General features: G+C 70.7%; 18 protein-coding genes and 1 pseudogene. 4 read left to right on the top strand and 15 right to left on the bottom strand.

All coding sequences use genetic code 11. From position 1 onward, the window contains the following. Positions 1-117: 117 nt before the first annotated feature. The 6 genes from ACWFNE_RS03520 to ACWFNE_RS03495 form a co-directional block, all read right to left on the bottom strand. On the bottom strand, positions 118-2,592 hold the full coding sequence (locus tag ACWFNE_RS03520; RefSeq protein ID WP_452121069.1) for a hypothetical protein: 2,475 nt from the start codon (positions 2,590-2,592) through the stop codon (positions 118-120). A gap of 1,026 nt (positions 2,593-3,618) precedes the next feature. Next, positions 3,619-4,233 (bottom strand): hypothetical protein, encoded by a 615-nt coding sequence (locus ACWFNE_RS03515; protein WP_452121068.1) that lies wholly within the window; start codon positions 4,231-4,233, stop codon positions 3,619-3,621. Positions 4,234-4,256: 23 nt separating this feature from the next. Further along, on the bottom strand, positions 4,257-5,348 hold the full coding sequence (locus ACWFNE_RS03510; RefSeq protein ID WP_452121067.1) for an OmpA family protein: 1,092 nt from the start codon (positions 5,346-5,348) through the stop codon (positions 4,257-4,259). A gap of 328 nt (positions 5,349-5,676) precedes the next feature. Beyond that, a complete protein-coding gene (locus tag ACWFNE_RS03505; protein ID WP_452121066.1) occupies positions 5,677-6,531 on the bottom strand; it encodes a DinB family protein in 855 nt (284 codons plus the stop codon). Positions 6,532-6,674: 143 nt separating this feature from the next. Then, positions 6,675-6,938, bottom strand: a complete 264-nt coding sequence (locus tag ACWFNE_RS03500; protein ID WP_452121065.1) for a hypothetical protein — start codon at positions 6,936-6,938, stop codon at positions 6,675-6,677. 8 nt (positions 6,939-6,946) lie between these two features. Then, positions 6,947-7,804: an SDR family oxidoreductase gene (locus ACWFNE_RS03495; protein ID WP_452121064.1), complete on the bottom strand. Its 858-nt coding sequence runs from the start codon at positions 7,802-7,804 to the stop codon at positions 6,947-6,949. Positions 7,805-7,950: 146 nt separating this feature from the next. Between ACWFNE_RS03495 and ACWFNE_RS03490 the strand changes: the two genes are divergently transcribed. Together ACWFNE_RS03490 and ACWFNE_RS03485 are read left to right on the top strand one after the other, a co-directional pair. Further along, complete coding sequence (locus ACWFNE_RS03490) at positions 7,951-8,835, top strand: helix-turn-helix domain-containing protein (RefSeq protein WP_452121063.1); 885 nt, start codon at positions 7,951-7,953, stop codon at positions 8,833-8,835. A 394-nt stretch (positions 8,836-9,229) separates the two neighbouring features. After that, a pseudogene (locus tag ACWFNE_RS03485) lies at positions 9,230-9,562 on the top strand (HisA/HisF-related TIM barrel protein); the annotation flags it as partial. Positions 9,563-9,810: 248 nt separating this feature from the next. On the opposite strand, the gene ACWFNE_RS03480 reads toward ACWFNE_RS03485, so the two are convergent. From ACWFNE_RS03480 to ACWFNE_RS03440, 9 genes are all read right to left on the bottom strand, one after another. After that, the gene (locus ACWFNE_RS03480; RefSeq protein ID WP_452121062.1) at positions 9,811-11,613 is read right to left on the bottom strand and encodes an ATP-binding cassette domain-containing protein; all 1,803 of its coding nucleotides are present in this window, start codon (positions 11,611-11,613) and stop codon (positions 9,811-9,813) included. Beyond that, entirely contained in the window at positions 11,610-13,490 is a 1,881-nt protein-coding gene (locus tag ACWFNE_RS03475; protein ID WP_452121061.1) for an ABC transporter ATP-binding protein, read from the bottom strand. Before ACWFNE_RS03475 ends, ACWFNE_RS03480 begins: the two co-directional genes overlap by 4 nt. 544 nt (positions 13,491-14,034) lie before the next feature. Beyond that, entirely contained in the window at positions 14,035-15,162 is a 1,128-nt protein-coding gene (locus ACWFNE_RS03470) for a glycosyltransferase family 4 protein (protein ID WP_452121060.1), read from the bottom strand. Positions 15,163-15,518: 356 nt separating this feature from the next. Next, positions 15,519-16,082, bottom strand: coding sequence for a dTDP-4-dehydrorhamnose 3,5-epimerase family protein (locus ACWFNE_RS03465; protein ID WP_452121059.1), 564 nt, complete (start codon positions 16,080-16,082; stop codon positions 15,519-15,521). Positions 16,083-16,141: 59 nt separating this feature from the next. Beyond that, positions 16,142-17,140 (bottom strand): hypothetical protein, encoded by a 999-nt coding sequence (locus ACWFNE_RS03460; protein ID WP_452121058.1) that lies wholly within the window; start codon positions 17,138-17,140, stop codon positions 16,142-16,144. Continuing rightward, complete coding sequence (locus ACWFNE_RS03455; RefSeq protein ID WP_452121057.1) at positions 17,137-18,153, bottom strand: phosphotransferase family protein; 1,017 nt, start codon at positions 18,151-18,153, stop codon at positions 17,137-17,139. The genes ACWFNE_RS03460 and ACWFNE_RS03455 overlap by 4 nt, the downstream gene beginning before the upstream one ends. Positions 18,154-18,156: 3 nt before the next feature. Further along, positions 18,157-18,957, bottom strand: coding sequence for an SDR family NAD(P)-dependent oxidoreductase (locus ACWFNE_RS03450; protein ID WP_452121056.1), 801 nt, complete (start codon positions 18,955-18,957; stop codon positions 18,157-18,159). Beyond that, the gene (locus ACWFNE_RS03445; RefSeq protein WP_452121055.1) at positions 18,954-19,949 is read right to left on the bottom strand and encodes a hypothetical protein; all 996 of its coding nucleotides are present in this window, start codon (positions 19,947-19,949) and stop codon (positions 18,954-18,956) included. Before ACWFNE_RS03445 ends, ACWFNE_RS03450 begins: the two co-directional genes overlap by 4 nt. A 267-nt stretch (positions 19,950-20,216) precedes the next feature. Then, positions 20,217-20,369, bottom strand: coding sequence for a hypothetical protein (locus tag ACWFNE_RS03440; protein ID WP_452121054.1), 153 nt, complete (start codon positions 20,367-20,369; stop codon positions 20,217-20,219). Positions 20,370-21,710: 1,341 nt separating this feature from the next. Here ACWFNE_RS03440 and ACWFNE_RS03435 point away from each other — a divergent pair. Both ACWFNE_RS03435 and yicI read left to right on the top strand, forming a co-directional pair. Continuing rightward, entirely contained in the window at positions 21,711-22,997 is a 1,287-nt protein-coding gene (locus ACWFNE_RS03435) for a glycosyltransferase (protein ID WP_452121053.1), read from the top strand. Positions 22,998-23,182: 185 nt separating this feature from the next. Continuing rightward, positions 23,183-25,546, top strand: coding sequence for an alpha-xylosidase (yicI, locus tag ACWFNE_RS03430; RefSeq protein ID WP_452121052.1), 2,364 nt, complete (start codon positions 23,183-23,185; stop codon positions 25,544-25,546). Positions 25,547-25,905 lie beyond the last annotated feature (359 nt).

Below are 25,905 nucleotides of genomic sequence, written 5' to 3'. Positions count from 1 at the left end.
GTCGGTGACGGCGAGCACCTGGTGCCGCACTGCGCGGTCCGAGCCCGCGCACGCACGTGATCGGCTGGCACCGCCGGGCCACCGGTCGCTGCGGGCAGCGCTGCAGGACCGCGGCCGCTACGGCGCGCCCGCGTCGTCGTCCCGGCCCGGCGGCACCGGGACCGGCTGCGGGGACGGTGGGACGGGCGCGTCGCTCGGCGCCGGTCCCGCGACCCAGCGCTCCAGGGCGCCGAGCATCTCGGTGCGCTCGGGGCCCGCCGGGAGGCGGTTGAGCGCGTCCCGGATGACCGCCGCCGCCTCGGGGGCCCGCGGCAGGTAGCGCCAGCGCGCGAGCCCGAGCTGCGCCCGGATCGACGCCCACGGGACCCGCCCCTGCGTCTCGAAGATCTTGAGCCACTTGGCCGTCGCCGCGACCGCGTTGTCGAGCAGCGCGCGGGCGTGCTCGGGGCCGAACCGCAGCGGTCGGCCGCTCTCGAGCTCCCGGATGGGCTCCTGCATACGCGGTGCCGGCTCCGGGGCGCGCGGTGCGGGCTCGGGCTCGCCGGGGCGTGGCGCCCTCGGGGGCGGCGGCTCGTCGGCGCCAGGGCGGCGGGCGCCACCGACCTTGTGGAAGAGCCACGCGAGGAACAGGTTCGCGAGCAGGCCGCGGTCCCACCGCTCCCCGGTCGCGAGGTTCGTGACGATGCCGACCCCGGCACCGACGGCCATCGTCCCGGCGAGGAGCGCGGCACCCTCCAGCCCGAGCAGCCCGAGCCCGACGACGCCGAGGGCCAGAGCGCCTCCCGCGAGCCCGCCGATGAGAGCCCCGCGCAGGATCGGACCGGGCTCCCACCAGTCCCGCCCGGACCGGACGTTGCTCTCGATGCCCGAGACCGCGCCGGCCGCGAGCCCCCCGACCACGAGCGCGCCCGGACCCAGGGCCGAGAACAGGAGCACGGTCACCACGAGGCCCACCCAGAACGACGGGCTCTTCATCATGTTCCACAGGTCGGCGAGCTGTTCCGCGAACCAGTCGCCGATGTCGCCGAGGATGCTGCGCTGGACGGCGGGCCCGGCATCGAGCTGCGAGTCCACCCGGCGCTCCCCCTCGGCGATGCGTCCGCCGGCGTCCGCGACCGCCGCCTGGCCGCGCTCGGTCGCCTGCGCCGCGCCCACGTCGACGCTCGCGCGCGCGGCGTCCGCGGCACCGGCGAACGCGGCGGTCGCGCCGCTCGCCGCCGCGTCGAGCCGGCCCCCGGTGCGCGCCACGGTCTCGTCCCCGGCCTGCGCGAGAGCGCCGCCGGCCTGGCCGAACGCCGCCGTCGCACGCGTCGCCGCCTGGCCGGCCGCGGCGCCGAACCGGCCCGCTCCGCCCGCGAGCGCCCCCTCGACCGCCCCCGCTGCGGCACCGAACGACGTCGCCGCCTCGGTGCCGTGCTGCGTCAGCCGCTCGGCGACCGGGCCCGCGGACGCTCTCGCCTGGCCGCTCGCGCTCGTGTACCCGCCGGCCAGCTGCTCCGCCGCCTCCGCTGCGACGCGCCCCGCGGCGGCGCGCCCGACGCGGGCCTGGGCGAGGTGCCCGGCCGCAGCGACGAGCGCCGCCCGGCCGTCCGCGAGCGCGGCACGGGCACGTCCGCGCAGGCTCGCCAGCGCGGTCGCGGCGCCGTGCTGGAGCCCGGCGCGGTGCTCGTCGGCCCGCACAGCCATCGTCGCCCGCGCGTCGTCGGCGGCGGCGGCGAGCTGGGACGTCACCTCCCGCGCGCGGGTCCCGACGGCCGCGGTGGTCTGTGCGGCGGCCTGGGCGAGCTCGGTCCGTGCGGTCGCAGCCCCCTGCCCGAGCTGCGCCGTGAGCGGGCCCGCCTCGGCGGCGACGACCCCGGCGGCCGCGGAGGCGTGCGACCCGAGCGTGGTCGACGCCTCCGTGGCGTGCTGCTCGAGGCGGCGCGCGCTCTCGCCGGAGGCCTCGCGGAGCTGACGCGCGGTGTCCCCCGAGACGCGCCCGGCCACCTCGGCGTGGGCCTCCGCCGCGTCACCGCCGCCACCGGAACCGCGCTGCGCAGCGGCGGCTCCGGCTGCGCCCGTCATCGCCGCGGCTGCGCCCGCCCCCGCGGCGGCACCGGCCCCCGCGACCCGCTGCTGCTGCGCGGTCCCGGCGGCCCGTACCTGCTGCTCGCGGCGTGCGACGTCCTGCCGTGCCCTCCCCGCCGCGGCGGCGCCCCATCCGGCGACCCGTGCCTGCTCGGCGGTCGCCCCCGAGCGCACGGCACCCGTCTGCTCAGCGGCCGCCGCACGCACGTCCGACGTCGCAGTCGAGGCGCCCGCACCGACGCGTCCGGAGCCGTCCGCCGCCGAGCGCCCGACGGCGGCGACCTGCTCGTCGGCCGCAGCCGCCACCTGCTCGACGGCTCCGAGCGCGGACGACGCGAGGGCCGCCTGCCCGGCCTCCGTCGCTGCGCGCAGCGCGTCGAGCACGGTCCGTGCGCCGGGGTGCTCGACGTCCGCCAGGGCCGGCAGCGCGGGTCCCGCGAGCTCCGCCCGCACCTGGCCGAGCACCGCACCGAGCCGGGCGCCCGCCTCCTGCGCGGACGGCACGTCGGCGGAGCGCGCGGGCACCGATCGACCCCCCGGACCGGTGGCACCGGCCGACGTCGCAGCGGGGGCGGACGCCGTGGCACCGGCCGGGGCCACGCCCGTCGGTGCGGCACCCGGCGACGTGGCTGCCGACGCCGCGGCCGGCGGTGCCGACGCGTTCCCGGACCCGCTCGGCACGAGCCCCACCGAGGCAGCCGCCGCAGCGACCGACGCGCCCGATCCCGGCGCCGCCCGTGCCGCACCCGCGGCCGACGCCGACGCCGACCCGTCCGACCGGCCACCCGCCGGCGCGTCGCTCACCGGTTGCTCGGCGCCCGCCGGTCCGGCGCCCGACGGTGCTCGCCCGGTCCCGCCCACGCCCGCCGGCGCGACTCCGACGCCGGCCGCGCCCGTCGCCGCCGGGGTGGCCGGCGCGGGTGCCGGGTGCGGTCGAGGCACCGCGTCCGCGACCTCGGCCGCCGCCGCGCCCCGCCCGTGCCCGCTCCCTGACGTGGGCGTCGGCGAGGCCGGTTCGTCGGTCACCCGCTCGTCGGTGACGGGTCGGTCGGTCTCCGCAAACCGTGCGAGGTAGGCGACGACACGCTCGTTGCCCGCGACCCGCTGGAGCGCGAGGAGCGCGCGGTTGTCGGCACCCGCCGCGGCACTCCCCCGGTGCAGGGGCGACCGCGCCACGGTCGCGCCCGCCATGTCGGGGAGCGAGCCGTCGGTCGCGCGCGCGTGACCCGGCGCCGGTCCTCCGGTGCGCGTCCCGGACCGGGCGTCGGCCGTCGTGGGGCCCGGCGACGGCGCCCGTCGCGCACGCTCGCCCCCGTCGTGACCCCGCATGCTCGCTCCCGCCGGCTGCCGTCGTCCCATGCTGTCAGCGCGGGCACCGGGCCCGGTTCCCCGACGGCCAGCCCTTCGGGCAGCACGGCACCGGTGGCCCGGACGGAAGACTCCCGCAGGACGAGGTCGGGGTGCACGAGGCGACCGCGGGAAGCAGCCGAGGGATCGTGGGTCGATCCACGGGCACCTCGTTCGCCTCAGCGGAGCGGTCGCGACGACGGCTCACCCCCGGTCGACGGGAAGGTCCTCGATCAGCGGGAACCCGGCGAGCTCGAGGTCGACCGTGCGGGTCGCCGGGTCGAGCGCCGGGAACGTCGCCGTGAAGAGGAACGGGGTCGCGCCGTCCACGAGCTCGGACAGGTCCGAGCACAGGCACTCGACGGTCCCCTCGGGGTCGGTGCTCGACGCCGCGAGGGTGGGCTGGTACCGGATGTTCTCCGTGGGGACCTGCAGGGCCAGACCCCGCACGTCGTCCGCGAGCCGGACGTCCGGGCTCAGGTACGTGCTCGCCACCTGCAGGTCTCCGTCGCCGAGGTACGTCAGACGCAGCACGAGAGTCGTCGCCTGGTCGTCCGCCGCGATGTCGACGACCTCGAAGCGCGCCGGAGCCGGGACCTGCTGGTAGGCGAGCTCACCCTCGACCGAGCGCAGCACCTCGTCGTCCTCCTGCGCGGAGACCGCCTCGATGAGCTCGGTGGCGGTCCAGTCCGAGCTGCTGCCGTCACTCGACGTCGTGTCGTCAGGCGAGGGGGTGTCGTCCCCGGTGCAGCCGGCGACCAGGAGGACGGACGTGAGGACGACCACCGCGTGCCACGGGGCGCGGCGTGCAGCACCCACCCGACGTGCCTGCCGGATGTCGGTCACTGGCCCGCACCCGTCACCTGGTACACGACGGTCACGCGTCGATTCGCCTGCTTGCCCTCGTCGGTGTCGTTGCTGGCGATCGGCTCCGACTCGCCCTTGCCGACGCTCACGAACGTGACGCCGCCACCGGACGCGGGCTCGAGCGACTCGCGCACCGCGAGGGCGCGGTTCTCGGAGAGGGTCTGGTTGAACGCGTCGGTCCCGTCGGCGTCCGTGTGCCCGGTCACGACCACCTCACCGGTCCCGCGTGCGGCGATGTCCGCCGCCAGGGCGGCCAGCACGGTCTGGGCCGCCGAGCCCGGGTCCGCGGAGCCCGTCGCGAACAGCACGTTGGTGTCGAGAGTGACCGCGACCTGCTGCGGGCTCTCCTGCGCCTGCGCGATCGCCTGGAGGTCCCCGGAGCGACGCAGCAGCGTCCACGTGACGGCAGCGGGGTCCGCGCCGGCCAGCTCGGCGCCCGTGGGCACCTCCGGCCAGCCTGTGCCGAGCAGGGGCGCCGGCTCGTCGCTCAGGGGCTCCAGGGCGCCGTCCTCGACCGGGATGCCGGGCACGATCGTCCCCGACGGCATCCGCACCTGCACCGTCGTCGTGCTCGGGGGCAGCGCGGGGAACACGGCCCAACCGACGACGAGCGTGCCCCGGTCGGTCGACAGGTCCTGGTTCGCGGTCGCGAACGTCGAGTCGGCGTCCCGCAGCGGGGTGTACATCGTCGTGGACGCGATGTCGACGAGGCCGATCTCCGTGGCGTACGCGGGGTCGTACGGGCTCCCGGACGTCTCGAACACACTCTCGGCGAGGAGGTCCTCGTCGGCGTCCGGCGCCAGACCCAGGGAGTAGTAGACGGCCGTACCGCCCTCGACCCGACGAACGCCGTGCACGAAGCCGACGACCTCGGGGCTCCGTGGGTCCCACCCCTTGCGGAACGTGAAGGAGCCCAGGACCGGGACGTCCTGCCCGTCGACCACCACGACACCCGAGGGCACGCCGTCAGCAGGCTCGGACGCGGCCGTCGCCGGCAGGGCCGCCGGGAGGAGCGCGCAGGCGAGCGCGAGCACGCCCACCCGCCTCACCACACCGTGAACCGTCATGGACTCCCTGCCTCTCGTCGTGCGCGGACCGCGACGCCCGCGCACGCTGGCCCGCAACCTCCCTGGTGAGCAGCGCTGCGGCCGTGCGTCGTCCGGGCGCTCAGGGAAGAGGTCCTCCGCTGGCCGGTGTGCGTACCGGAGCCCCATCAGCTCAGCGGCTGATCGTGGTCGACGTCTCGCAGATCCACAGTAGGCGGGTGTCGAGATGCACGACACTCGGACCGTCCCGGCCCGGCAGACGGGATGGCAGGACCGTCACAGCGTCGTCCTGCCCTCGCGGAACGTCGCCACCTCCCCCGGCACCTCGATGCCGAGTCCGTCGCCGGCCCTACTCAGCGTCCTGTGCCTCGATCAGGTCGAGGTCGCGGACGCAGAAGCCGTGGTGCTCGAAGGTCTCGTTGAGCACTGTGCCGAGGCACCGCCGCACCGAGCGGCCCCGGGCGTACCGCGGCCAGACATCATCGTCGGGCACCGGCGCTCGCGCTGCGAGCTGCACGGCGGTGACCTCGTCGAGCCAGGCCTCGAGCTCGGCGGCCTGCGCGTCACGCACACGCACGATCTCGTCGAGGGCCGGATCGAGCGCGAGGTCGAGCCCGTGCGCTCCACGGTCGGGCTCGACCGTCGTCCCGATGCCCATCGGCGTGAACAGCTGCGTCGAGCCCAGGCAGCAGCGGCGGAACCACGAGTCGTGGACGAAGACCAGGTGGCGCATCGTCTGCACCGCCGACCACTCGCCGTTCACGCTGCGGCGCTCGATGCCGGGCGTACGGCGGATTCGCTCGATCGTGGCGGCCCAGCCGGCCCGGAGCTGACGCGATGCCTCGCGCAGATCGGCGAGGTCCTCGGAGCGGATCAGCACCCGCACCGGATGACGCCGGTCGAGCTCTGCCTCGACGTACTCGGTGACCTCGACACCGTTCACCACGAGGTTGGTGACGAGCCCGTCGATCACGGCATCCTGCATGACGACGCCGACCAGGCGTGCCCCGGTCAGATCGCACTCGCGGAACTCCGCACCGTGCAGATCCTCGTCGATGTACCGCGTCATGCTCCGCACACTAGGTCCGAGCACCGACACGCCAGCCTCCCCGGCTTGATCCGGCCTCGTCGAGGTCCTGACCGAGCGCGGCGAACGCCACAGCACCGCGATCGCCTGCGACGAATCCTTCTCCGGATGGACCACGACCTTCTTCGATCACGCTGGCGGCCAGGGACGTGACGCGTGGCGACGCGTGGGGTGCGGGTGCCAGCCACCGTTGCCGCCGCTCGGTGTGCCGGGTCGTCCGCTCCTGGCAGTGCGGAGCACCCAGCGGGCACAAGACGCTGTCAAACGTCGTCGGCAGCCACCCACGCTGGAAACCCGAGACTCCGTGTGTTGCGGAACGACGGCAGGGTGACCGGGAGCGTCGCGGCGGAGTCTTGGGCGACCTGGGTGTCGTTCAGGACGCCTGTCATGACGACGTCGTCGGCCGTGAAAGTGACCGCCGTGCCGTCGGTCGATGCTTCGGCGGGGACCGAAGGCTCAGCAGTGACGGACGGCCCCGCGGTGGCCGGCGGGCTCGTCGTCGGGGCGGTCAGTGACTTCTGCACGGGGTGGCTCAGCTCTCGTCGATGTTCATGGCGGAGGACAGCTCGCGGTGGGCGTCGACCTGCTCGAGGAGCAGGTGCGCCTTCTGCTCGACGCCGGCCACGACGTCGGCGCCGGCGACGAACCGCAGGGGCGGGGTGTCCAGTGCGGCGATGGTGACGAGTGCGGCGCCGAGCTTGGCGGGGTCGCCGCCCTGCTGGCCGTTCATGGACTTCCACGCCGCGATGGTCTGCGTGGTGCGCTCGGCGTAGTCCTCGATCGACAGCTCGGGCCAGATCGAGGAGGCGCCCTCGACCAGCAGCTCGGTGCGGAAGAACCCGGGCTCGACGATGGTCGTGCCGATCCCGAACGGGGCGACGTCGAACTGCAGGGATTCCATCCAGCCCTCGAGCGCGAACTTCGAGGCCGCGTAGGCCGAGCAGAACTCCTGGCCGATGATCCCGGCCGCCGAGGTGATCGTGATGACGTGGCCGCTGCGCTGGCGACGCATGACCGGCAGGACGGCCCGGGTCACGTTCAGAGGACCGAAGAAGTTCGTCTCCATCTGTGCCCGGAACTGCTTCGGGCTGATCTCCTCGAAGAAGCCGGCATAGAAGTTGCCCGCGTTGTTCACCAGCACGTCGACGCGCCCGAACCGGTCAACCGCCGCCGCGACCGCGGCCTCGGCTGCGGTCGGGTCGGTGATGTCCAGCGCGACCGGCAGCAGGTTCTCGTGGGCGCCGATCGCGTCCTGGACGCGCTGCGGGTCCCGGCCTGTCGCCACCACCGCGTGCCCGGCGGCGAGGGCTGCCTGGGCGAGGTGCACGCCCATCCCCCGGCCAGCGCCGGTGACCAGCCAGATCTGCTGGGTGGAGCTCTGCTCGCTCATGCTCATGCCTCGCGCTCTCATCTCGGGTGCGCCGCCTACAGCGGCATGAGCCATGCAATTCGCGATGAGAGAGGCGAAGAAGTTGCCGCTGGAAGGTGTACCAACAGCCCACCCCAGGACCGGCAGACCCGATCTACGGTGGCGGCGTGGACAACCGCGACGAGATCAAGGACTTCCTGCGCACCCGCCGAGCCCGACTCACCCCCGAGCGCGCCGGACTGACTGCGTTCGCCAGCAACCGGCGAGTGCCCGGCCTCAAGCGCAACGAGGTCGCCGACCTGGCCGGCGTCAGCGTCGAGTACTACGCCCAGCTCGAGCGCGGCAACCTGGCCGGCGTCTCTGACAGCGTCCTGGAATCTCTTGCCCGCGCCCTGCAGCTCGACGAAGCCGAACGCACCCACCTGGCCGACCTTGCCCGCACCGCCGGTCCGGCGACCCGGTCACGCCGCAAGCCGGCGCCCGGTCAGATCCGCCCCGGCGTGCAGCGCCTGCTCGACCTCATTGGCGACACCGTGCCGGTCATCGTGAACAACGGCCGCCTCGACCTGGTCGCCGCCAACACCCTCGGCCGTGCGCTGTTCTCACCGGTGTACGCCACCCCCCACCCGGTCGGCAGCCCCGCCAACCACGCCCGGTTCACGTTCCTGGACGACCGCGCCCGCGACTTCTGGATCGACTGGGACCGCGCCGCTGACGACTCCGTCTCCCAGCTGCGCACCGAAGCCGGCCGCGACCCCTACGACCGAGCCCTGACCGACCTCGTCGGCGAGCTCAGCACACAGAGCCCAACGTTCCGCACCCGCTGGGCCGCCCACGACGTCCGCCTGCACCGCACCGGGCGCAAGCACCTCCGCCACCCCGTCGTCGGCGAGCTCCACCTCGACTTCGAGGTCCTCGACCTTCCGGCCGACCCCGGCCTGACCCTGATCACCTTCACCAGCCCCGCCGGCTCACCCGACGAGGATGCCCTCCGCATGCTGGCCAGCTGGGCTGCAACCAGCGCGACCGCACCGAGTGCCAGTCATCCGTAGCCCGGCGGCTCGTACTTGCAGTATCCGGGCCCGATTTCAAACTATCTTGCATCTCGACAGGCACATCGCTCGATGGCCCACTGCACTCGATGATTGCCCCGCCGTGCGCGGCGCGTTGCCTGCTTGGTGTGCGCCTGTTGTCCATCCACTGCAGCGTGGTGCGCAGTCAGAGGACGACCGATGACCCGCACCCCGACGGGTAGGTGCTCCGCTGAGGCCGGTCCACTGGCAGTTTGTTCAGCCGCTGTATTTAATAAAGTTGTCGCGGATTTTCAAAGTAGGAGGGAACTCGACAAGTGTGCACCGCAGGTGTCGACGTGCAGCGCAGATTGCGCGGACACGCCGCTGTAGTTTGCATGATGTCGGGCGTGTCGCACGCGCCGTGCAAAGTAGGATGCGCCGTTCGCCCACGGCTGATTCCTGGAGGGGCGGGCTGAAGGGACCGACGTGCGCACCGGCCACCTCCGCCGCGCGCGCGGGCCTGCAGGTCCTGTTCTCGCACTCCGCGGACGACGACCAAAACTGCCTGGGACGGCTTCCCGGCGAGGTGCGGCACTTCGACCAGTGCATCGTTCTGAGCATGCAGGTCAAGCGAGTGCCGGTGACCGACTCCATCCCGAGCGGCTACGAGATCGTGGTCAACAGTATCGACCGCGACGGCACCGGCGAGGGCTACGACCTCGACATCGCGCGCCGCATCTCCGAGTCCGTGTCGCTGCCTGTCATTGCGTCGGGTGGGCCGGCACCGTCGAGCACATCCACGACGGCTTCGCTGCGGGCGCGACGGCGGCGATCATCAGCTCGATGCTGTACTCGCGCCGCGCCGTCACTATCAGCTCGGTCCAGGAGCTCAAGCGCGAGCTGCTCGCAGCGGGTGACGCCGTGCGGCCGCCGGTCACCGCAGCGGTCGCCTGACCCTGCCGCCCGCTTCAGGCCGGGTCCGACCGAGGCCCACGAGGCGGGCCCGTGGGCTGGTCACGGGGTCGTGGAGTAGGCGGTGGCCTGGATTCCGTACAGTTCGGCGTAGAGACCGCCTGGCCGGGCCATGAGCTCGTGGTGGTCGCCGTGCTCCACGAGCCTGCCTCCCTCCATCACGAGGATGAGGTCGGCGCCCGCGACTGTCGAGAAGCGGTGCGAGACGATCACGGTCACGGCGCCGCACGACTCGGCGAGGCGGCGGGACCGATCCATGTAGCGCCGGAAGATCTCGTGCTCGCTCGGGGCGTCGATGGACGCCGTCGGCTCGTCGAGCACGAAGAGCAGCGGGTTGTCCCGCATGCAAGCGCGCGCGAGGGCGACTTTTTGCCACTGACCCTCCGAGAGCTCCACACCGTCGAAGCGGCTGCCGAGCTCGGTCCCGCCTTCGGCTGGCAGGCGATCCCGCAGCTGCCCAGCGTCTGCGGCACGGACGGCCGCGTCGACTGCACCGGCGTCCGACGCACGCTGGACGTCTCCGAGGCCGACCGCCTCGTCGAAGGTCGTATGATACCGGCCGAAGTCCTGGAACGCCGCGCTGGTGGTCGCCCGCCAGGCCGCGGTGTCGAGGGACGCGAGGTCCACCCCGTCGACCGTGATCCGCCCGGAGGTGGGCCGGTAGAGCTTCGTCAGGAGCTTGACGAGCGTCGTCTTGCCCGACCCGTACTCCCCGACGACAGCGACGACCGAGCCGGCGGGGATCGAGAGGCTGATGTCCTGGACCGCAGGATGCCCGGCCCCGGCGTACGTGAACGACAACGCGTCCAGCACGATCCCCTGACGCAGCGACGTGGGAGGCACCTGCGTCGCGATGCGCTGCGCGGCGAGGCGCTCACCGGCGAACGCGCGCAGCCAGAGGTAGGGCTCGACGACCCGCCCGTACCCGCCGGCGTCGGAGGACCGCGCGACGGCCTGCTGCACGACCGACCGCAGTTGCGAGCCCACGGTGACCGCGAGGACGACGTCGCCCAGAGACCCTCCCGGCTGCCCGGCGCGCTGCACGACGAGTGCCAGCGCGGCCGAGAATCCGACCGCGAACACCGACCAGCCCACGGTGCTCAGGCCCGCGCCCACGTACAGGGCCGCAGCACGGCCGTCGACCACTCGACTCGCCGCCGCCTGCTGACGGCGGACGAGCTCCGCCTCGGCCCCGGCGACCCGTACCTCCTTGAGGGCAGCGGCGCTCGTGCAGACCTCGAAGAGGGCGCGCTGGAGCCGCTGGTCCTCGCTCGTCGCGAGCTCGGCCTTCTTCGACCTCGCACGCCCGACGCTGTCGAGTGCGAGCTGGACGGCCGCGCACGGCACGAGGAGCAGCAGCCACGGGCTCACGCTGCCGAGCAGCGCGACAGCCAGGAGCAGCCGCAGCACGAGCGCGGTCGCCTCGACAACGGACCACGCCGAGTCGACGACGGCCCACGCCTGCCCACGCACCGCGGTCACGCGGTCCAGAAAGTCGCTCCGTTCGAGGTGGTCGATCTCGTCGATCTCGGTGCACATGCGCATGATCGACGGCTCGACCTGCGTCTGCGCGACCCGCTCGACGACGTGCATGCGCATCGTGAAGCAGATGTCCCCGATGACCCAGTCGGCGGCGTACGCGACCGCCGTCGCGACAGCCGCGAGGAGAAGCACAGGCACGTCATCACGCACCGCGGCATCCACGACGGTCTTGGACGCGAGGCCGAGACCGGCGAACGCGACGGTGCCGACGCTCATGCAGGCGAGCACGAGGGAAGTGACTCTCGGCTCGGTCCTCCAGCACAGCAGGAGGAGCTCACGGCTGAGCGCCAGGCGTGAGTTCATGACGGTCTCTCCGTGTCGGCCCGGTCGTCGTAGCCGAGCGCGAAGCGCTCCGCCTGGATGGCGAACATGCGTGCGTACGCCCCGCCGAGCTCCATGAGCTCGTCGTGCGTGCCGCTCTCGGCGATCCGACCGTCCGCGAGAAGGACGATCCGGTCCGCGAGGCGGACGGTCGAGAGGCGGTGGGACACGAGCACCGTCGACACCCCCTCGGTGATCCCGTCGAGCCGTCGGAAGAGGTCCGCCTCCGTCCGGACGTCGAGGTGTGCGGTCGGCTCGTCCAGGACCAGCACGCGGGCACCCGCGCGCGTCGCAAACAGCGCCCGTGCCAGGGCGACCTGCTGCCACTGCCCGCCCGAAAGGTCCACACCGCCGGTACGCGAACGGGACAGCGGCGTGCCCCACCCGTCCGGGAGCCGGCCGAGCACCTCGTCCAGCCCGGCGTCGGTCGCGGCGGCGTGCACGAGCTCGGTCTGGGGCCAACCGGGGCCGGCAACCTTGCCGAGGGCGATGTTGTCCTGAAGGGAGAGCGGGTACCGGACGAAGTCCTGGTGCACGAGCGTCACACGACGCTGCCACTCGCCCGGTGCCAACCTCCGGAGGTCGATCGCGTCTGCGGTCACACGTCCGTGGTCCGGGCGGTACAGCCCGGCCAGGAGCTTGGCGAGGGTCGACTTCCCCGCGCCGTTCAGCCCGACGACGGCGAGGAACTCGCCGGGCCGGATCTCAAGGTCCAGGTGCTCCAGGACCGCCCGCCCCGAGGACGGGTAGGTGAACGACACGGATTCGAAGCGCACGAGCGGTGCCGTGTGTGCGACCGGATCCGGCGCGTCGGCCGAGGTCGCGGGCGCACTGTCGCCGAGCCGCTGCTCCAGGGTGTCGAGCGCCTCAAGCACCGGACGGGCACCCTCGACCTCGAGCGCGTCACCGGCGCCGGTGATCGAAGTGAAGACGCCCCAGCTCGCTGCGAGCACCGCTGCCAGGCCGCCCACGCTGCCCTCGCCGCGCGAGGTGCCGAGCGCCGCGATCGTGAACGCCGCAGCGAGCGGCACGACGGCGACGAGGAGCACCCGCCACTTCTCGATCGCGGCGCGCCGGTCGTCGGCCCACACCTCGTCGAGCTGCTGGTGCAGGTGGTGCTGACGTCGCTCGACGACCCAGTCGCCGATACCAAAGGTGCGCAGCTCCTTGGCCTCGGCCGGGGCGCTGGTGAGCTCCCCCCAGTAATGGGCCCGGCGGTTGTGCGGCAGGCCGTCGGCCCAGATGCGGAAGTGGCGCACCCACTGCTCCCGGACGATGGTGCGCACCACGAACGCCGGGACCACGACGAGCGGCACGAGCCACCAGGACCACGCTGCGAGAACTCCGGCCGTCGCCACCAGCCCGACCCAGCGCAGCAGCAGGCTCAGCTGGCCGAGGGCGCCGTCCCCCGGGGTCTTCTCGACCCACTCGCGCGGATCCGCCGTGGCGGCGCGCACGAGCGCCTGGATCTCGGCCTCCTCAAGGACGTCGACCGTCGAGGCGCGCGTCAGCACGTGCATGACGCGGGCACGGTGCTGGGCGTTGATACGGCCGCGCGCGAGCGCGCCCAGCGGGCGCAGGAACGCGCTGCACGCCTGCCCGACGAGCAAGACCAGCCCGACGAGCACCACGGCACGGACGACCACGGGGGCCTCGAGGACCGGGACGTCCCGCCGGACGGCGACGGCGTCAAGCAGCGCGGCCGTCACGAGGGCCGTGACAGCCGGGAGCAGCACTTGCAGGACCCGGAGACCGACGAGAAGCGTCAGCGTGAGGCGACCGGCAGCCGGGAGCAGCCGGAGCAGGGCGGTGCGTTCACGGGCCGACGCCGCGGCACCTCCAGGACTGCGGTCGGACACCGTGCCTCCTCGTCGAAGCGCTCCAACGCCAGCACGCCGTGCGGAACCCGAGAGGGCGTCATGGTGGCTGTGCGCGGTCTGCATCGTGGACGTGGACCCGTCCACCTCGCGCGCATGCGTCCTGCTGTTCTAGTGCCTGAGTAGGCTGTACGTCCAGGATGTCCCGGTCTACGGGACGCCGCCAACCCGCCCGCGCGTAGGACTAGCGTCCCGCGACGCGAGCGAAGCGCTTCGACGACCGCCGTGCTCGCCGGGTCGCATCGGGACGAAGAGACTGCCTCAGGGCGCGCGTGGACGGAGATGCAACGACGCATACCACTGACGACGGCTCCGCACCGCTCCGGGCGCTTAAGATCGGCGGCCTGTCGAGCGCGCAGAGGTCGGACCACTTCTTCGACGGCTGAGGCGACTCGCTCGCCGCCTTCGAGCTCGCGGAGCGCACGCACCGCGAGGTGGGCGTGCAGGAGATCCATGACGCCGCGCCGTTGTCTGATCCAGTTCGGGCCGAGGCCATGACGATGTCCCGGTGAGGCTTGCGAGCACCTCACACCGGAGTACTCGCTCGGTCGGCCGCGGCCGCGGCCGCGAACTCACGCTGGTAGAGATGCGCCGCGGCGTCCCACCCAGGGCGGATGCTGCTGGTGGAGAGCGCGCCCGCGCGCAACGCATCACGCGCCCCGCGAGCCTCGTCTGAGAGCAGCCAGCGCAGCTGTGCGCCGAGATCGCTCACATCCTCTGACGCGAACAGCAGGCCGTCGTGCTCGAGCCGGATCTGCTCGGGTATGCCGCCCGCGTCAGACGCGAGCACGACAGCCCCTGACGACTGTGCCTCGAGAACCGTGATGGGGAACCAGTCCCATCGGCTGGGAATGACCGTGCACATGGACACGGCCATCCACGTCGACAGCACCTCCAAGGGCTGGTCACCCAGGAAGCGCACACGATCCTCGACACCGAGGAGGGCGGCCAGCGTCTCGAGCTCCACCCGACGGGGGCCATCGCCGGCAATCACCAGATCGGCCGAGGAATCGAGCTCGGCGATAGCCCTGATGGCTATGTCCACGCCCTTTCCGCGCGTCAACCTGGCGGGCAGGAAGACCGTCCGCTTCTCGTTGCCGGAGAACCTGGTGACACCAGCCGTCGGCGCGCAGTTGGTGATCACCTTGATGTCAGGAACCGGGTCGACCGCCGATCGGACCGTCTCCGCCGTGTACTCGCTCACCGCCGTCACACGGTCCGCCGCGTGAACAGCCCAGCTCTGAAGCCACACGCGGAAGTCGATGAATGCGAGCTCGCTCGCATCGCCCGCTGATCCTTCGCGCCACTGCGGAGCCGTGAACCAGTAGTGCACGGTCAGGACCATCGGGATCCGGCGACGATCGGCGAGGGCGCGAGCAAGCGGAGCCGCGCGGAAGTCATGGCAGTGCACGACGTCCGCGGACGGCAGGACGTCGTCCATCTCTCGAGCCACCAGGGAGCCAGTCAAAGAACTCGTCGCCAGCGCCGCATGGAATGACACCTCTCGAGTCGCGGCAGACCCGAGATCGCGAACGACTGCGTCCGCGTCTATCGACTCGTAGACGTGTCCGGCGTTGCGCATCGCCACGGTCAGGTTGTCCAGGACCGTTGTTATCCCGCCGTGCGGTGAGAACGCAACTGAGAGAACTCGCATGATGTTCCTTCGCTCGCGGAGTCGATCGTCAGGTGACGGACCGAGCATCGTGGATCCGGTGGCGCACCCCGCGCGCCGAACGAGACGAGCCTTCGCCTCTTCGCTGGAGGTCGGCGGTGACGTGCAGGGACTCGCCCCGGCGGCGGGACGCTCGAGTCAGCACCACCGCCGCGCGAGCGCGCTCGAGACACGAGCGCCCCGGGCCGGCGCTCACCACCCCCTGACGCCTGTGACGAAGTCGCGCACGGCCGCTGCCCTGCGAGAGCAGGTCAGCGGTGCGGCTGGTCAGGAAGCGCACCTCGATCGTCGGGTGGTCGAGGTGCGCTGCTCCGGTGTGCTCGCCGTGCCGGACGACCTCAGCGCTCCGGCGCGGTCCACACGGGGGCGTCGCGGTCCTTCGTCGAGATCTGCGCCGGGTCGTCCCGATCCAAGGGGATCGGCCACTCGATGTGCAGGTCGGGGCTCAGCGGGGTGTAGGCCGAGCCCGGCATCCCGGGCCGCCACTCGTTGTCGAAGCAGTAGAGGTACTGGCTCTCGTCGGACAACGACTGGAAGCCGTTGCAGACACCGCGCGGCACGAAGACCTGCGTGCCCTTCTCCAAGGTGCACGTGTGCACCGCACCGTACGTCGGCGACCCCTCACGGGTATCGAGGTAGATCCCCATCGCCTGGCCCGAGACGATCCCGACGAGCTTGTTCATCGCCTCGGCGTGCAGACCGCGGACTGCTCCTCGACGGGTCTCCGTCACGTTGATCTGAAGCCAGGGACCGTCGACCCGGGACCGGAACTCGTCCTGCTGCCAGATGGAGGTGCGGAAGAACTCGCGAACCGTCCCGCGCGCGTCCCCTGCCTGCTTCACACGGATCACGAGCAGGCCGTCGATGCGGGTCTCGTCCACGATCATTTCGTCGATGCTCAAAGCATTCCTTCGCGTCAGAGGGTTCAGGCGAGCAGTAACTCGCCAGGTCAGAGCACACTTTATTCCGCCCGTACCGGTTGCGACCGGGAGCGGGCCGGCGTCGCGGCCGTCACGTCGGAGTCCTCGAGCAGGCCCAGCAGCGCTCCGGGCGACGCCTGCCACACCGTCTCACGGAGCGCGGCCGCGTACGTCAGTGCCGTGACAGCGTCGCAGTCGTCGAGGATCGCGCGGCGCAGCCCGGCGGCGTCGGGAGTCGGGGCCTGGCCGACGTACCCGGTGTACAGCCCCGCGACCGCCGTGAAGCCGATCTTCCGACGTGCGGTCGGCGACCGCTCATGGGTCCGAGCGACGACGTAGACGGCGCCGTCGGGGTCGACGAGGAGGTTGAACGTCATGCGCCGCTCCGCCAGGCGGTCGAGCACCCTCACGACGGCCTCGCACCGGGACGCGACTTCTCCCTGGTCGAACACCAGGACGCACCCGGGGTACCCGACGCACGTTCGGACGAGCACGTCGCCGATGCTCCCGACCTCCTCCCGCTCGAGGTCGAAGACGGGGAGCGGCTCGGCGAAGAGCGACAGGTGCGCGTGGTCGGGCACCGTGGCGCCGCTGCCGAGCACCTGCATCGCGCCGCCGCGGAACCCGGACTCCGGCAGGAAGGCGACGAAGGCGCCCAGCTGGGTCGACGTGAGCGTGGGCGCGTGCACGCGCAAACACGCAAGGACCTGGTGCTTCAGGTAAGGGAAGTTGTTCAGCCGGAGGTCGAACACCTCGCAGAACCTGTGGAACGAGGGCGACCACGGTGGCGGGACGTCAGCCGGCCCGATGACGTTCTCGCTGCGGTCCCCGGGGCACAGGCCACAGGACTCCGCCGTCGTCCGGTAGGTCAACGCGCGATGGACGAACGTCGGGACGAATCTCACGCGCGCCGCCATCCGCCCGACGGGCACCGGTCGGTCGTGCGGCTCCTCCCAGAGGACCAGGCCCTCCGACGCGGCCCGCTCGAGCACGGGCTGCAACTTCGTGTAGGCGGACCCGCCGACGCGGCGGCCCTTCACACCGTCACGTCCAGCGCCGCCAGCGACCACTGTGCGTGAGCGAGGACACGCTCGCAGCGTGCCTCGAACCACGACCGCGTCGTCGGAGACGTGTACGCGGTCCACCGAGCGCGGCTCGGCCCCCAGAAGCGGTAGAGGATCTGGCCGGCCAGGTGCTCGGTGACGTCCTGCTCGGACACCGCGCCCTCGCCCCACTCGTCCTGGTAGGCGCAGAGGAACTCCCGGGCGAGCGCGGCGGTCGCACCCCTCTCGTGAGCTGCGACCACCACCTCCGCGAGCAGGTAGGCGATGTCGAACGCCGGAGAGCCGACGTGCGCCTGCTCGAAGTCGAAGACCGTCACGCGAGCACCACACCCGCCGACGAGCACGTTCGCGGAGTTGAGGTCGCCGTGAACGAGGCAAGTACGTTGCGAGGCGTAGCGCGATGACAACGACTGCAGCGCGCCGCCGGCGGCCGGTGAGAGCCGCCCCGCCACGTCGCCGTACTGCATCTGCGTCTTGTACCGCTTGTAGCGCTCCAGGCTGTTCTCGCCGGCGAACTCCGGGAGAACGCCGAAGGTGAGTCGGTGGTAGCGGGCGAGCCACCGCGCCAGCTCGAGCAGAGCGGTCGAAGGCAGCGGGCCGGTCCCCTGCAAGCGGACGGTGAGCGGCTCGCCGGGCGCGGCGCGCATGAGGACCGAGAGACGGTCCGGACTCACCTCGAGGAGCTCGGGCACGTCTGCACCCAGCCCGCCCGCGGACGGCGCGAGCCGGTGGACGGCGACCGCCGTGCGAAACAGCTCCACCGCAGAGGCAGGCGCCCGCGCGAAGCCCGGCGGTGACGCCGCCCGATACCGCTTGTAGACGAAGCTCCCATGCGTCGAGTCGACGGACAGCACGAGGTTCCAGAGCCCGCCGGCCACCGGGGCGAGCGTGACGGTGCCGGCGCGCCCGTAGCGCCGCGCCAGCATCGTCACGATGTCGTCCCTCGCCTCCTCCAGCTCCCGGCCGCCGGAGACCGAGGTCGAGCGCATCGGTTAGATCGCTCCCGTGTAGAGGTCGAGCGTGTCCGCCATCCCGCCGTCGACGCTGATCACCTGAGCGGTGACGTACGCCGCCGCGTCCGACGCGAGGAAGGCGATGACCGAGGCGATCTCCTCAGGCCTGCCCCACCGCCCGAGCGGGATGTGCTTGTTCATGGCCTCCTCGACACCGGGGATCGCCTTGTTGCTGGCCCACAGCTTGGTGTCCGCGATTCCCGGCGCCACCGCGTTCACCCGGATCCTCGCGTGCCCGAACTCCTGCGCCAAGGAACGGGTGATGCCGTCGATCGCACTCTTGCTCGCACAGTAGGCGGCTCTCGACGGGGTCCCGAGCAGGCCCGAGAGCGAGGACAGGTTGATGATCGAACCGCCACCCGTCGGCAGCATGAGGGGGATCAGCTTCGCGGTGAGCATGAGCAAGTTGCGGACGTTGACGGCAAGGATCTGGTCGAGGCTGTCCTCCGTCATCTCGAGAGTCGGCACCCGTACCGCCGCTGCCGCATTGTTCACGAGGATGTCCAACGTCCCGACCTCCCGCGCGACCACCTCGGCGACGAGCTCCGGAGTCCGACGGTCGGCGAGGTCGGCCTCGATCACGACCGCCGGTTGCTTGAGCTCCCGCGCGACGGCTGTCAGCCGGTCACCCGACCTCGCCACGAGCACCACCCGGGCGCCGGCGTCGTCGAGTGCGCGCGCCGTCGCTTCGCCGATTCCCCTGCTGGCGCCGGTGACGACGGCGGTGCGCCCTTCGAGCGACCAGGGCGACCGCGCCGTGAGCGCCTCCTGCTCCGTCATCCGCGCACCAGGTAGTCGACGCCGTGCACCATGTGGGGCACGTGGGTCGCCCGGGTGTCGACGTTGACGGTCTTGATGACCCAACGGGTCTGCAGACCCTCCTTGTCGGGCGCCGCGACGACCTCCTTGGAGTGCACGCAGTAGTTGTTGCAGGTGATCACGAAGTCGCGCGCCTGGATGTTGACGCCGAGCTTTGCGGCGTGGGCGGCGTCGCGGACCGCGTCGACGACGCTCTGGGCCTCGTCGTCGAGACCCCGCGTCCGGTTCTCGAAGAACTGCAGGTCCATGTTCGGCCGGATGAGCGGGTGACGCTGGGCCTCCCCGACGTCGATCCGGTTCCCGTGGACGGTCAGGTCGTCGAACGGTGTGGTGAACCGCAGCTGCTGCGCGACGTCGATCTGGTCCTCGTCGAGCGCGGCGAAGATGTCGGTGTTCTTCGCGAACGTCGTGTAGACCTCGTTCTGCGCGCTGGCGCGCATGCCGATCATATAGACGTAGTCCGGTCGTACGAAATGGTTGGCGAGGTCCTTGTGGAAAGCGATGCTGTTGAGCGCCTTCTGCGACTGGCTGTCCGCGAGGGAACGCTTCGGGTAGATGTCCTGGAAGACGTCACCGTCGTTGACGTTGAGGTAGGCGATCCCCGGCGTGCCGGCGAGCTCGGCGTAGAGCGCCAGGACCGCCTCGCCGATGAACGTCTTCTTGAGCGCATGCTTCGACGCTACGGGGTCGTCGAAGTCGAACACCGGCATGTCCGCGTCGATCGGGAGATTGCTGAAATAGCTCAGCGGGTGCTCGGCGGGCGAGAGCGTGCGGCGGTGCTTGACGTGCTCAGCGAGCACCTCGGGGACAGCGGACGACGCGCAGACAGAGCGCACCTGCGCGCAGAAACCCTCGTAGTGCTTGTACGGGTTGGCGTCGATCGTCGCCAGCGCGTCGTGCAGATTATCGCGTTCCGCGTCGGACAGGGAGAACTCCGGCTTGACGATCTGCATGCTGTCTTTTCCTTTCGAAAGGTGTCGTCGTCGGCGAGACGCTGCCATCTCGCTCGTGCCGCTGTCAAGGGTCGCCGTCGTTTCCTCAGATCGTTCTTCGGTGCCGAATGTGGGCACGCAGACAAAGGCCGTGCAACGGCGCTCGGGAGCCGGTCCTGCGCTTTCTCACCGCGATGTCGCAGTGGCGTTCCGTCAGCCCGGAGCAGACGCACCGCCGAGCTCGCGATGCAACGGGTCCGGTGATGTGCGAGACAGACCGAGTGAGCGTCACGCCGTCGATCCCCGCGCGGTCAGCTTGCGCGTCGCGTCGGCGTCGGCCTGGATGCCGTACAGGGTCGAGCACGCCCTCCGAGGGCCACCGACGAGGTCGGCGTGGCCCCCGGAGCCGAGGGGGGCCCGCACGGCGCCATCGACGGACACGGCGCCGTCCGTCCGCGGGGGAGCCCAGGTCCGGGGCCGGCGCTGGCGAGCGGGCGCCGCAGGGCGGTGCGGTCCGCTGGTCCGCTGCGGCCGGTCGGGCAGCGCTCTCACGGCGGACGGCCGGCTCGCGCAGGGCAGTCAGGGGTAGGCATGGCACTGGACCTCCTCGTCGAAGCGCGTCGATTTGTCATAGGTTGTCACACGATCGGCTGACTCGCTCCACTTTCGGGTGACTGGGCGGGTCGGCACCGCCCTGATCTGAGACGAGGTGACCGATGGATGCGTGCCGACGCCGCCGATCGGGTCGGCAGCGGCCCCGGCCGCGCTCCGCCCGTCCGAAGCGCTTCGACGGCGTGGGGTACCCGGGCGGTGCAGGCCGTCCGCGAGCCGGGCGGACACGCCTCGGGATCGAGGACGTCGGCTCCGCCCAGGACGACGGGCAGCTCGCCGTGCTGAGAGAGGCCTCTCGTGTCTGCTGCCCGGGCGGGACTCCTCCGGCACCGCCCCGAGCGGTGCTCCCGAGGCCGGGAGCACGAGCCGCAGGTCATTGCGGAGGGCACCGACGAGCGCTGGGGGTTCAACGCGGTGGGGGACGAGAGGTTGACGGACCTGGTCCTCGCCCGGGTCGTCGAACCGACCGGCAAGGCGCGCTCAAGTCGGCGGGTGGCCCACCGGTGCGAATTCTCCTCGTCGGCAGGGCGGTGCAGGGCGCAGGACATCGCAGAAATTGCCGGTTGATCGTCAGCAAGGGAGCGCCTACTCTCCACAGACCTCAGCTTCGAAGGGCTTCGATGCAAGCGAGCAGTTCATCTGAAGAAGCGGCGCGGCCGGACGATCCGACAGCACCGACCTTAATGAGCAGTCATTCTTTTCCCGAGGATCTCCGCGCCATGACAGTCACGCCGCCCGGCAGCAGTTGGCTGTTTGCATGAGCGAGCCGATCGGGCCGCCCGGATTTTTGACCGGTGACAGCACCGAGTACCTGGTCACCCGAGAGCTGTGCAGCGCGACGTGGTGCACCGCGGGTCTGGCCCTCCCTCGACAAAGAGCGGGCGCCGGTCCCATGCGTGGGATCGAAAGGACGAGGCCGTTCCTTCGGAGAAGGAAGAGGATTCCGCCGGTCGACGCCGGGCACTCCCGGACGGCGAGCCGGATGGCGTCTCACCGCGTAGTTCTGGCAGCAGTACGGGTCGTAGCACGGTCACGTACGAACTCACGAGATGTGCGTCTCCGTGACGCACCCATTCGCTAGCAGAGCTCGACAGCCTCGTCGAGCGGGTCCGTCACGGGCTCGATCAACCTCGGCACAGAGTTCTCACCGCACAGACAGGGGCCAATTACATGAAGAATCCTTACGTTTCGGTCGTGGTGCCGATCCGCGACAACGCGCAAGGACTTGAGCTCACGCTGAGATCACTCACGGCACAGGACCTTCCCTGCGCCGAATGGGAGGTGATCGTCGTCGACGACGGGTCCACCGTGCCGGCCGCTGAGACCGTCGCTCCCTTTGACCTGACGAACCTGAGAGTTGAGCGCCGCTACCCGGGCGGCGGCAGATCGAGGGCCCGCAACCACGGCATCCGGTCGGCACGGGGCGACGTGGTACTCATGCTGGACGGCGACTCCTACGCCGCACCCGACCTGATGCGCAGACACGCCGAGTTCCACCGGAGAGGTGGGTCGGACACCTCAAGAGTCCTTCTGGGCAACCGCTACGAGCCGTCCTGGGACACCGTGAACCGGCTGCTCGACGGCGATGCCGAAGCGCCGAAGGCTGCTGTCGAGCAGGACGTGCGGCTCAGCATGTTCGGTGCGGAGGCGTCCGCGATCGCCGTCAGCAGGATTCCGTGGGCCTACCTGTTCACCCACAACGTCTCGGTCCGCCGACGCGACCTCGAGGCCATCGGCGGATTTGACGAGGACTTCGACGGATGGGGTCGTGAGGACGTCGAGCTCGGCTACCGGCTGTTCGAGGCTGCCGGGCGACCCGAGGGGCAGTTCGTGCTCGATCCCGAGGCCTACAGCTTCACCGTGCCGCACTTCCGGGACTACGCACGCCAGGCGATCGAGCACCAGCGGAACACCGAGCTCTTCCGCAGGAAGCACCCCCGCTTCGATGTCGAGCTACTCGGCGGGTCGCCCACCTACACGAACGCGAAGGTCGCGTACTACGAAGGCGTCCTGGACACGTTCCGCGCCGACTCCCTCGGTGAGCTTCGACGTGACGACCTTGCGGAGCTCGTCGCCCCGGACTCGGCCGTGTTGATCGTCGGTGGAACGCCTCCGCGGGATCGATCGGGCCGTACCGTCACGTGGAACCACCGCGCGCCGGCCGCTGCCGGGAATCCGCACCTGCTCGGCATGCGGACGCTGTTCGACGACGCTGAGTTCGACGACGTGCTGCATGTCGACCTCTGGCGATTCTTGCTGCCCAACGACCTCCTCGTCATGATCGCCGAGGCCCGGCGGATCGCCTCGCGCCTTCACCTGGTCTCGACCACACCGGGTCGTCCGGAGGTCCCCGGCGGGAAGTGCGATACGGACTACCTCGTCAAGATGCTGGAAGGGCGGCTGCCCCTGGAGGTCTCCACGACTTCGGCCGGTCAGATCATCACGGTCGAACGATGAGAGCTGCCCGCTCGGCCGGTTCGGTCCACCGTCATTCCCGGCCCAGAGTGCTCCTCGTCGAGGAAGAGCTACACCCATGAGCCGTGGCACGGGCAGAAGTTGACGCCGCCGCGCCTGGACGCGGACGCTCCGCAAGGCCGTGAGCACGCTCGACCGAGAAAACGTGAAGGCTGGGAGGATTAGACGTGAAGTTCAGCGAAGGTTTCTGGGAGACGCGGCACGGTGTGTCACGGATGATCGCGCGACAGGCGTATGACATCGAGACCGTCGATGAAACGCTCGTGATAACCGCACCGACGAGGGTGGTCAGCCGCAGGGGTTACACGACGGACCAGCCTGCGCTCACGGTCACCCTGTCGTCGCCGATGGATGACGTCATCGCCGTGAAGGTGGAACACCATTCGGGAGGGCCGCAGCCGACCGGATTCGAGATCGACCGCAACCACGCGGCATCCGTCAGCACACAGACCGATCCGGAAAGTGCGTCGCTGCGCTCCGGATCGTTGACGGCCCGGATCACGCGTGGCGCACCGTGGAACCTCACGTTCGAGGCTGGTGGGAAGGTTCTGACGAAGAGCGGTCGCAACTCGCTCGGATATGTTCAACTCAGCGACGACGCGCACGTCGACGGACAGCACACTGGAGCAACGAAGGACGCGACGTCGTGGCCGCGTGAGTCGACCTACATCCACGAGCAGCTGACGCTGGGCGTCGGAGAGCTCGTCTACGGACTCGGCGAGCGATTCGGCCCGCTCGTGAAGAACGGTCAGACCGTGGACATCTGGAACTCGGATGGAGGAACCTGGTCCGAGCTGGCCTATAAGAACATCCCCTTCTACCTCACGAACCGAGGATACGGGGTCCTGGTCAATCGCACCGGCCACGTCTCGTACGAGGTGGCCTCGGAATCGGTGGAGCGAGTGCAGTTCTCGGTCCCCGGCGAGTCGCTCGAGTACTTTGTCATCCACGGACGGAGTCCCAGAGACATCCTGGAACGCTACACGGCCCTCACCGGACGTCCGCCGGCCGTACCTGCATGGTCGTACGGTCTCTGGCTCTCCACGTCGTTCACCACGGACTACGACGAGGCGACCGTCAACAGCTTCATCGACACGATGGCGGAGAAGCGCATCCCGTTGAGCGTGTTCCACTTCGACGTCTTCTGGATGCGCGAGTTCAGGCTGTGCGACTTCGAATGGGATCCGCGCGTGTTCCCGGACCCGGAGGGCATGCTGCGGCGGCTGCACGAGAAGGGCTTGCGAGTATGCGTGTGGATCAATCCATACATCGCCCAGAGGAGCCCGCTCTTCGCCGAGGCGTCTACCGCGGGGTTCCTCGTGAAACGGAAAGACGGAACTACGTTCCAGTGGGACCGGTGGCAGGCGGGGATGGGTCTGGTGGACTTCTCGAACCCTGCGGCGACCCTGTGGTTCAAGGACAAGCTGAGAGCGCTGGTGCGGCAAGGCGTGGACACATTCAAGACCGATTTCGGTGAACGCGTCCCGCTGGACGTCAGGTTCGACGACGACACTGACCCCGCGAGCATGCACAACCATTATTCCCTGCTCTACAACAGAGCCGTGTTCGAGGTGCTCGAAGAGGAGCGCGGAACGGGTGAAGGCATCGTCTTCGCCCGCGCTGCCACGGTTGGTGGCCAGAGTCTCCCGGTGCACTGGGGTGGGGACTCGACCTCGAGCTACGAGTCGATGGCCGAGACGCTACGAGGCGGCCTCTCGCTGGCCTACGGAGGGTTCTGCTTCTGGAGCCACGACATCGGTGGGTTTGAGGGAACGCCCGACGCCGGGGTGTTCAAACGCTGGACGGCCTTCGGTCTGCTCTCGAGCCACAGCCGACTTCACGGGAACACGTCGTACCGGGTTCCGTGGTTGATAGACGAGGAGGCCGTCGAAGTTACGCGAAAGTTCACCGAGCTGAAAATGCGCCTCATGCCCTACCTGTACTCAGCAGGCTTGGAGTCGGCGAGGTGCGGGACGCCCGTCGTGCGGCCCATGCAGTTCGAGTTCTGGGAGGATCCCGCAACGGAGTACCTGGATCGCCAGTACATGCTGGGCGGCAGTCTGCTTGTGGCCCCAGTGTTCACCGCGAGTGGTGAGGTCGAGTTCTACCTGCCCGAAGGCACGTGGACACACTTTCTGAGCGGAGACGTTGTAGTCGGACCGAAGTGGGTCAAGCAGACTCATGGGTTCGACAGCGTTCCCCTCTTCGCGCGCGAAGGAGCCGTCGTACCCGTGGGTTCAGGCGCGGACCGTCCCGATTACGACTACTTGGACGGGCTCACGCTGAAAGCATTTCCGCCTACCGCACGACACGGCGACGAGTTGCTTGTCGATCTTGAGGTAACGAATCCGGCGGGAGACACCGAGATCTACTCTATCCACTTCGACGCCGGAAGCATTCGAGCTACCGGTCCGTCCACCAGAGCGTGGAGCCTGCAGAACGGCGTGACAGGAGAAGTGGTTTCTAGCTTCAACGGACGCGCCTCGCTCAGCTCGCTCGTGCGTAAATCCGAGGACCTCGCCCAGGGGTGAGCATGCACTGACACGGCATAAAGGCTGGGGTCCGCTCGGTGGTGGGCGGCCGCCGGGCGGCGACCCGCGAGGTGGATAGGGTCGAGTTCCGCCGCCGATGTGGGTTGAATGCGCTGCCCCTCCCGGCCCGCCGCTCCGGGCGGGGGAACCGGCTGCAGGTGACGCGGACGGTCGCCGTCGGCAGCGGTCGCGCCACGGTCATGGCTCCAAGGTCCATGACGTACGTCGCCACGACGGAGGCGACGAGCGGGCGCGCCGCCAGTCGGTTGCCGGTGGCGTCGTCGGGAGGCAACGGTGCCTGACGCTTCGGCCAGGTCTTCCGACCCACGCCCGCGCGCGTTCGTGATTGGGGTCACTCG

It is taken from the genome of Cellulomonas sp. NPDC055163 (genome assembly GCF_053607065.1).
Note: the sequence above shows the minus strand (reverse complement) of the source record. Positions and strands in the feature narration are given on the sequence as shown.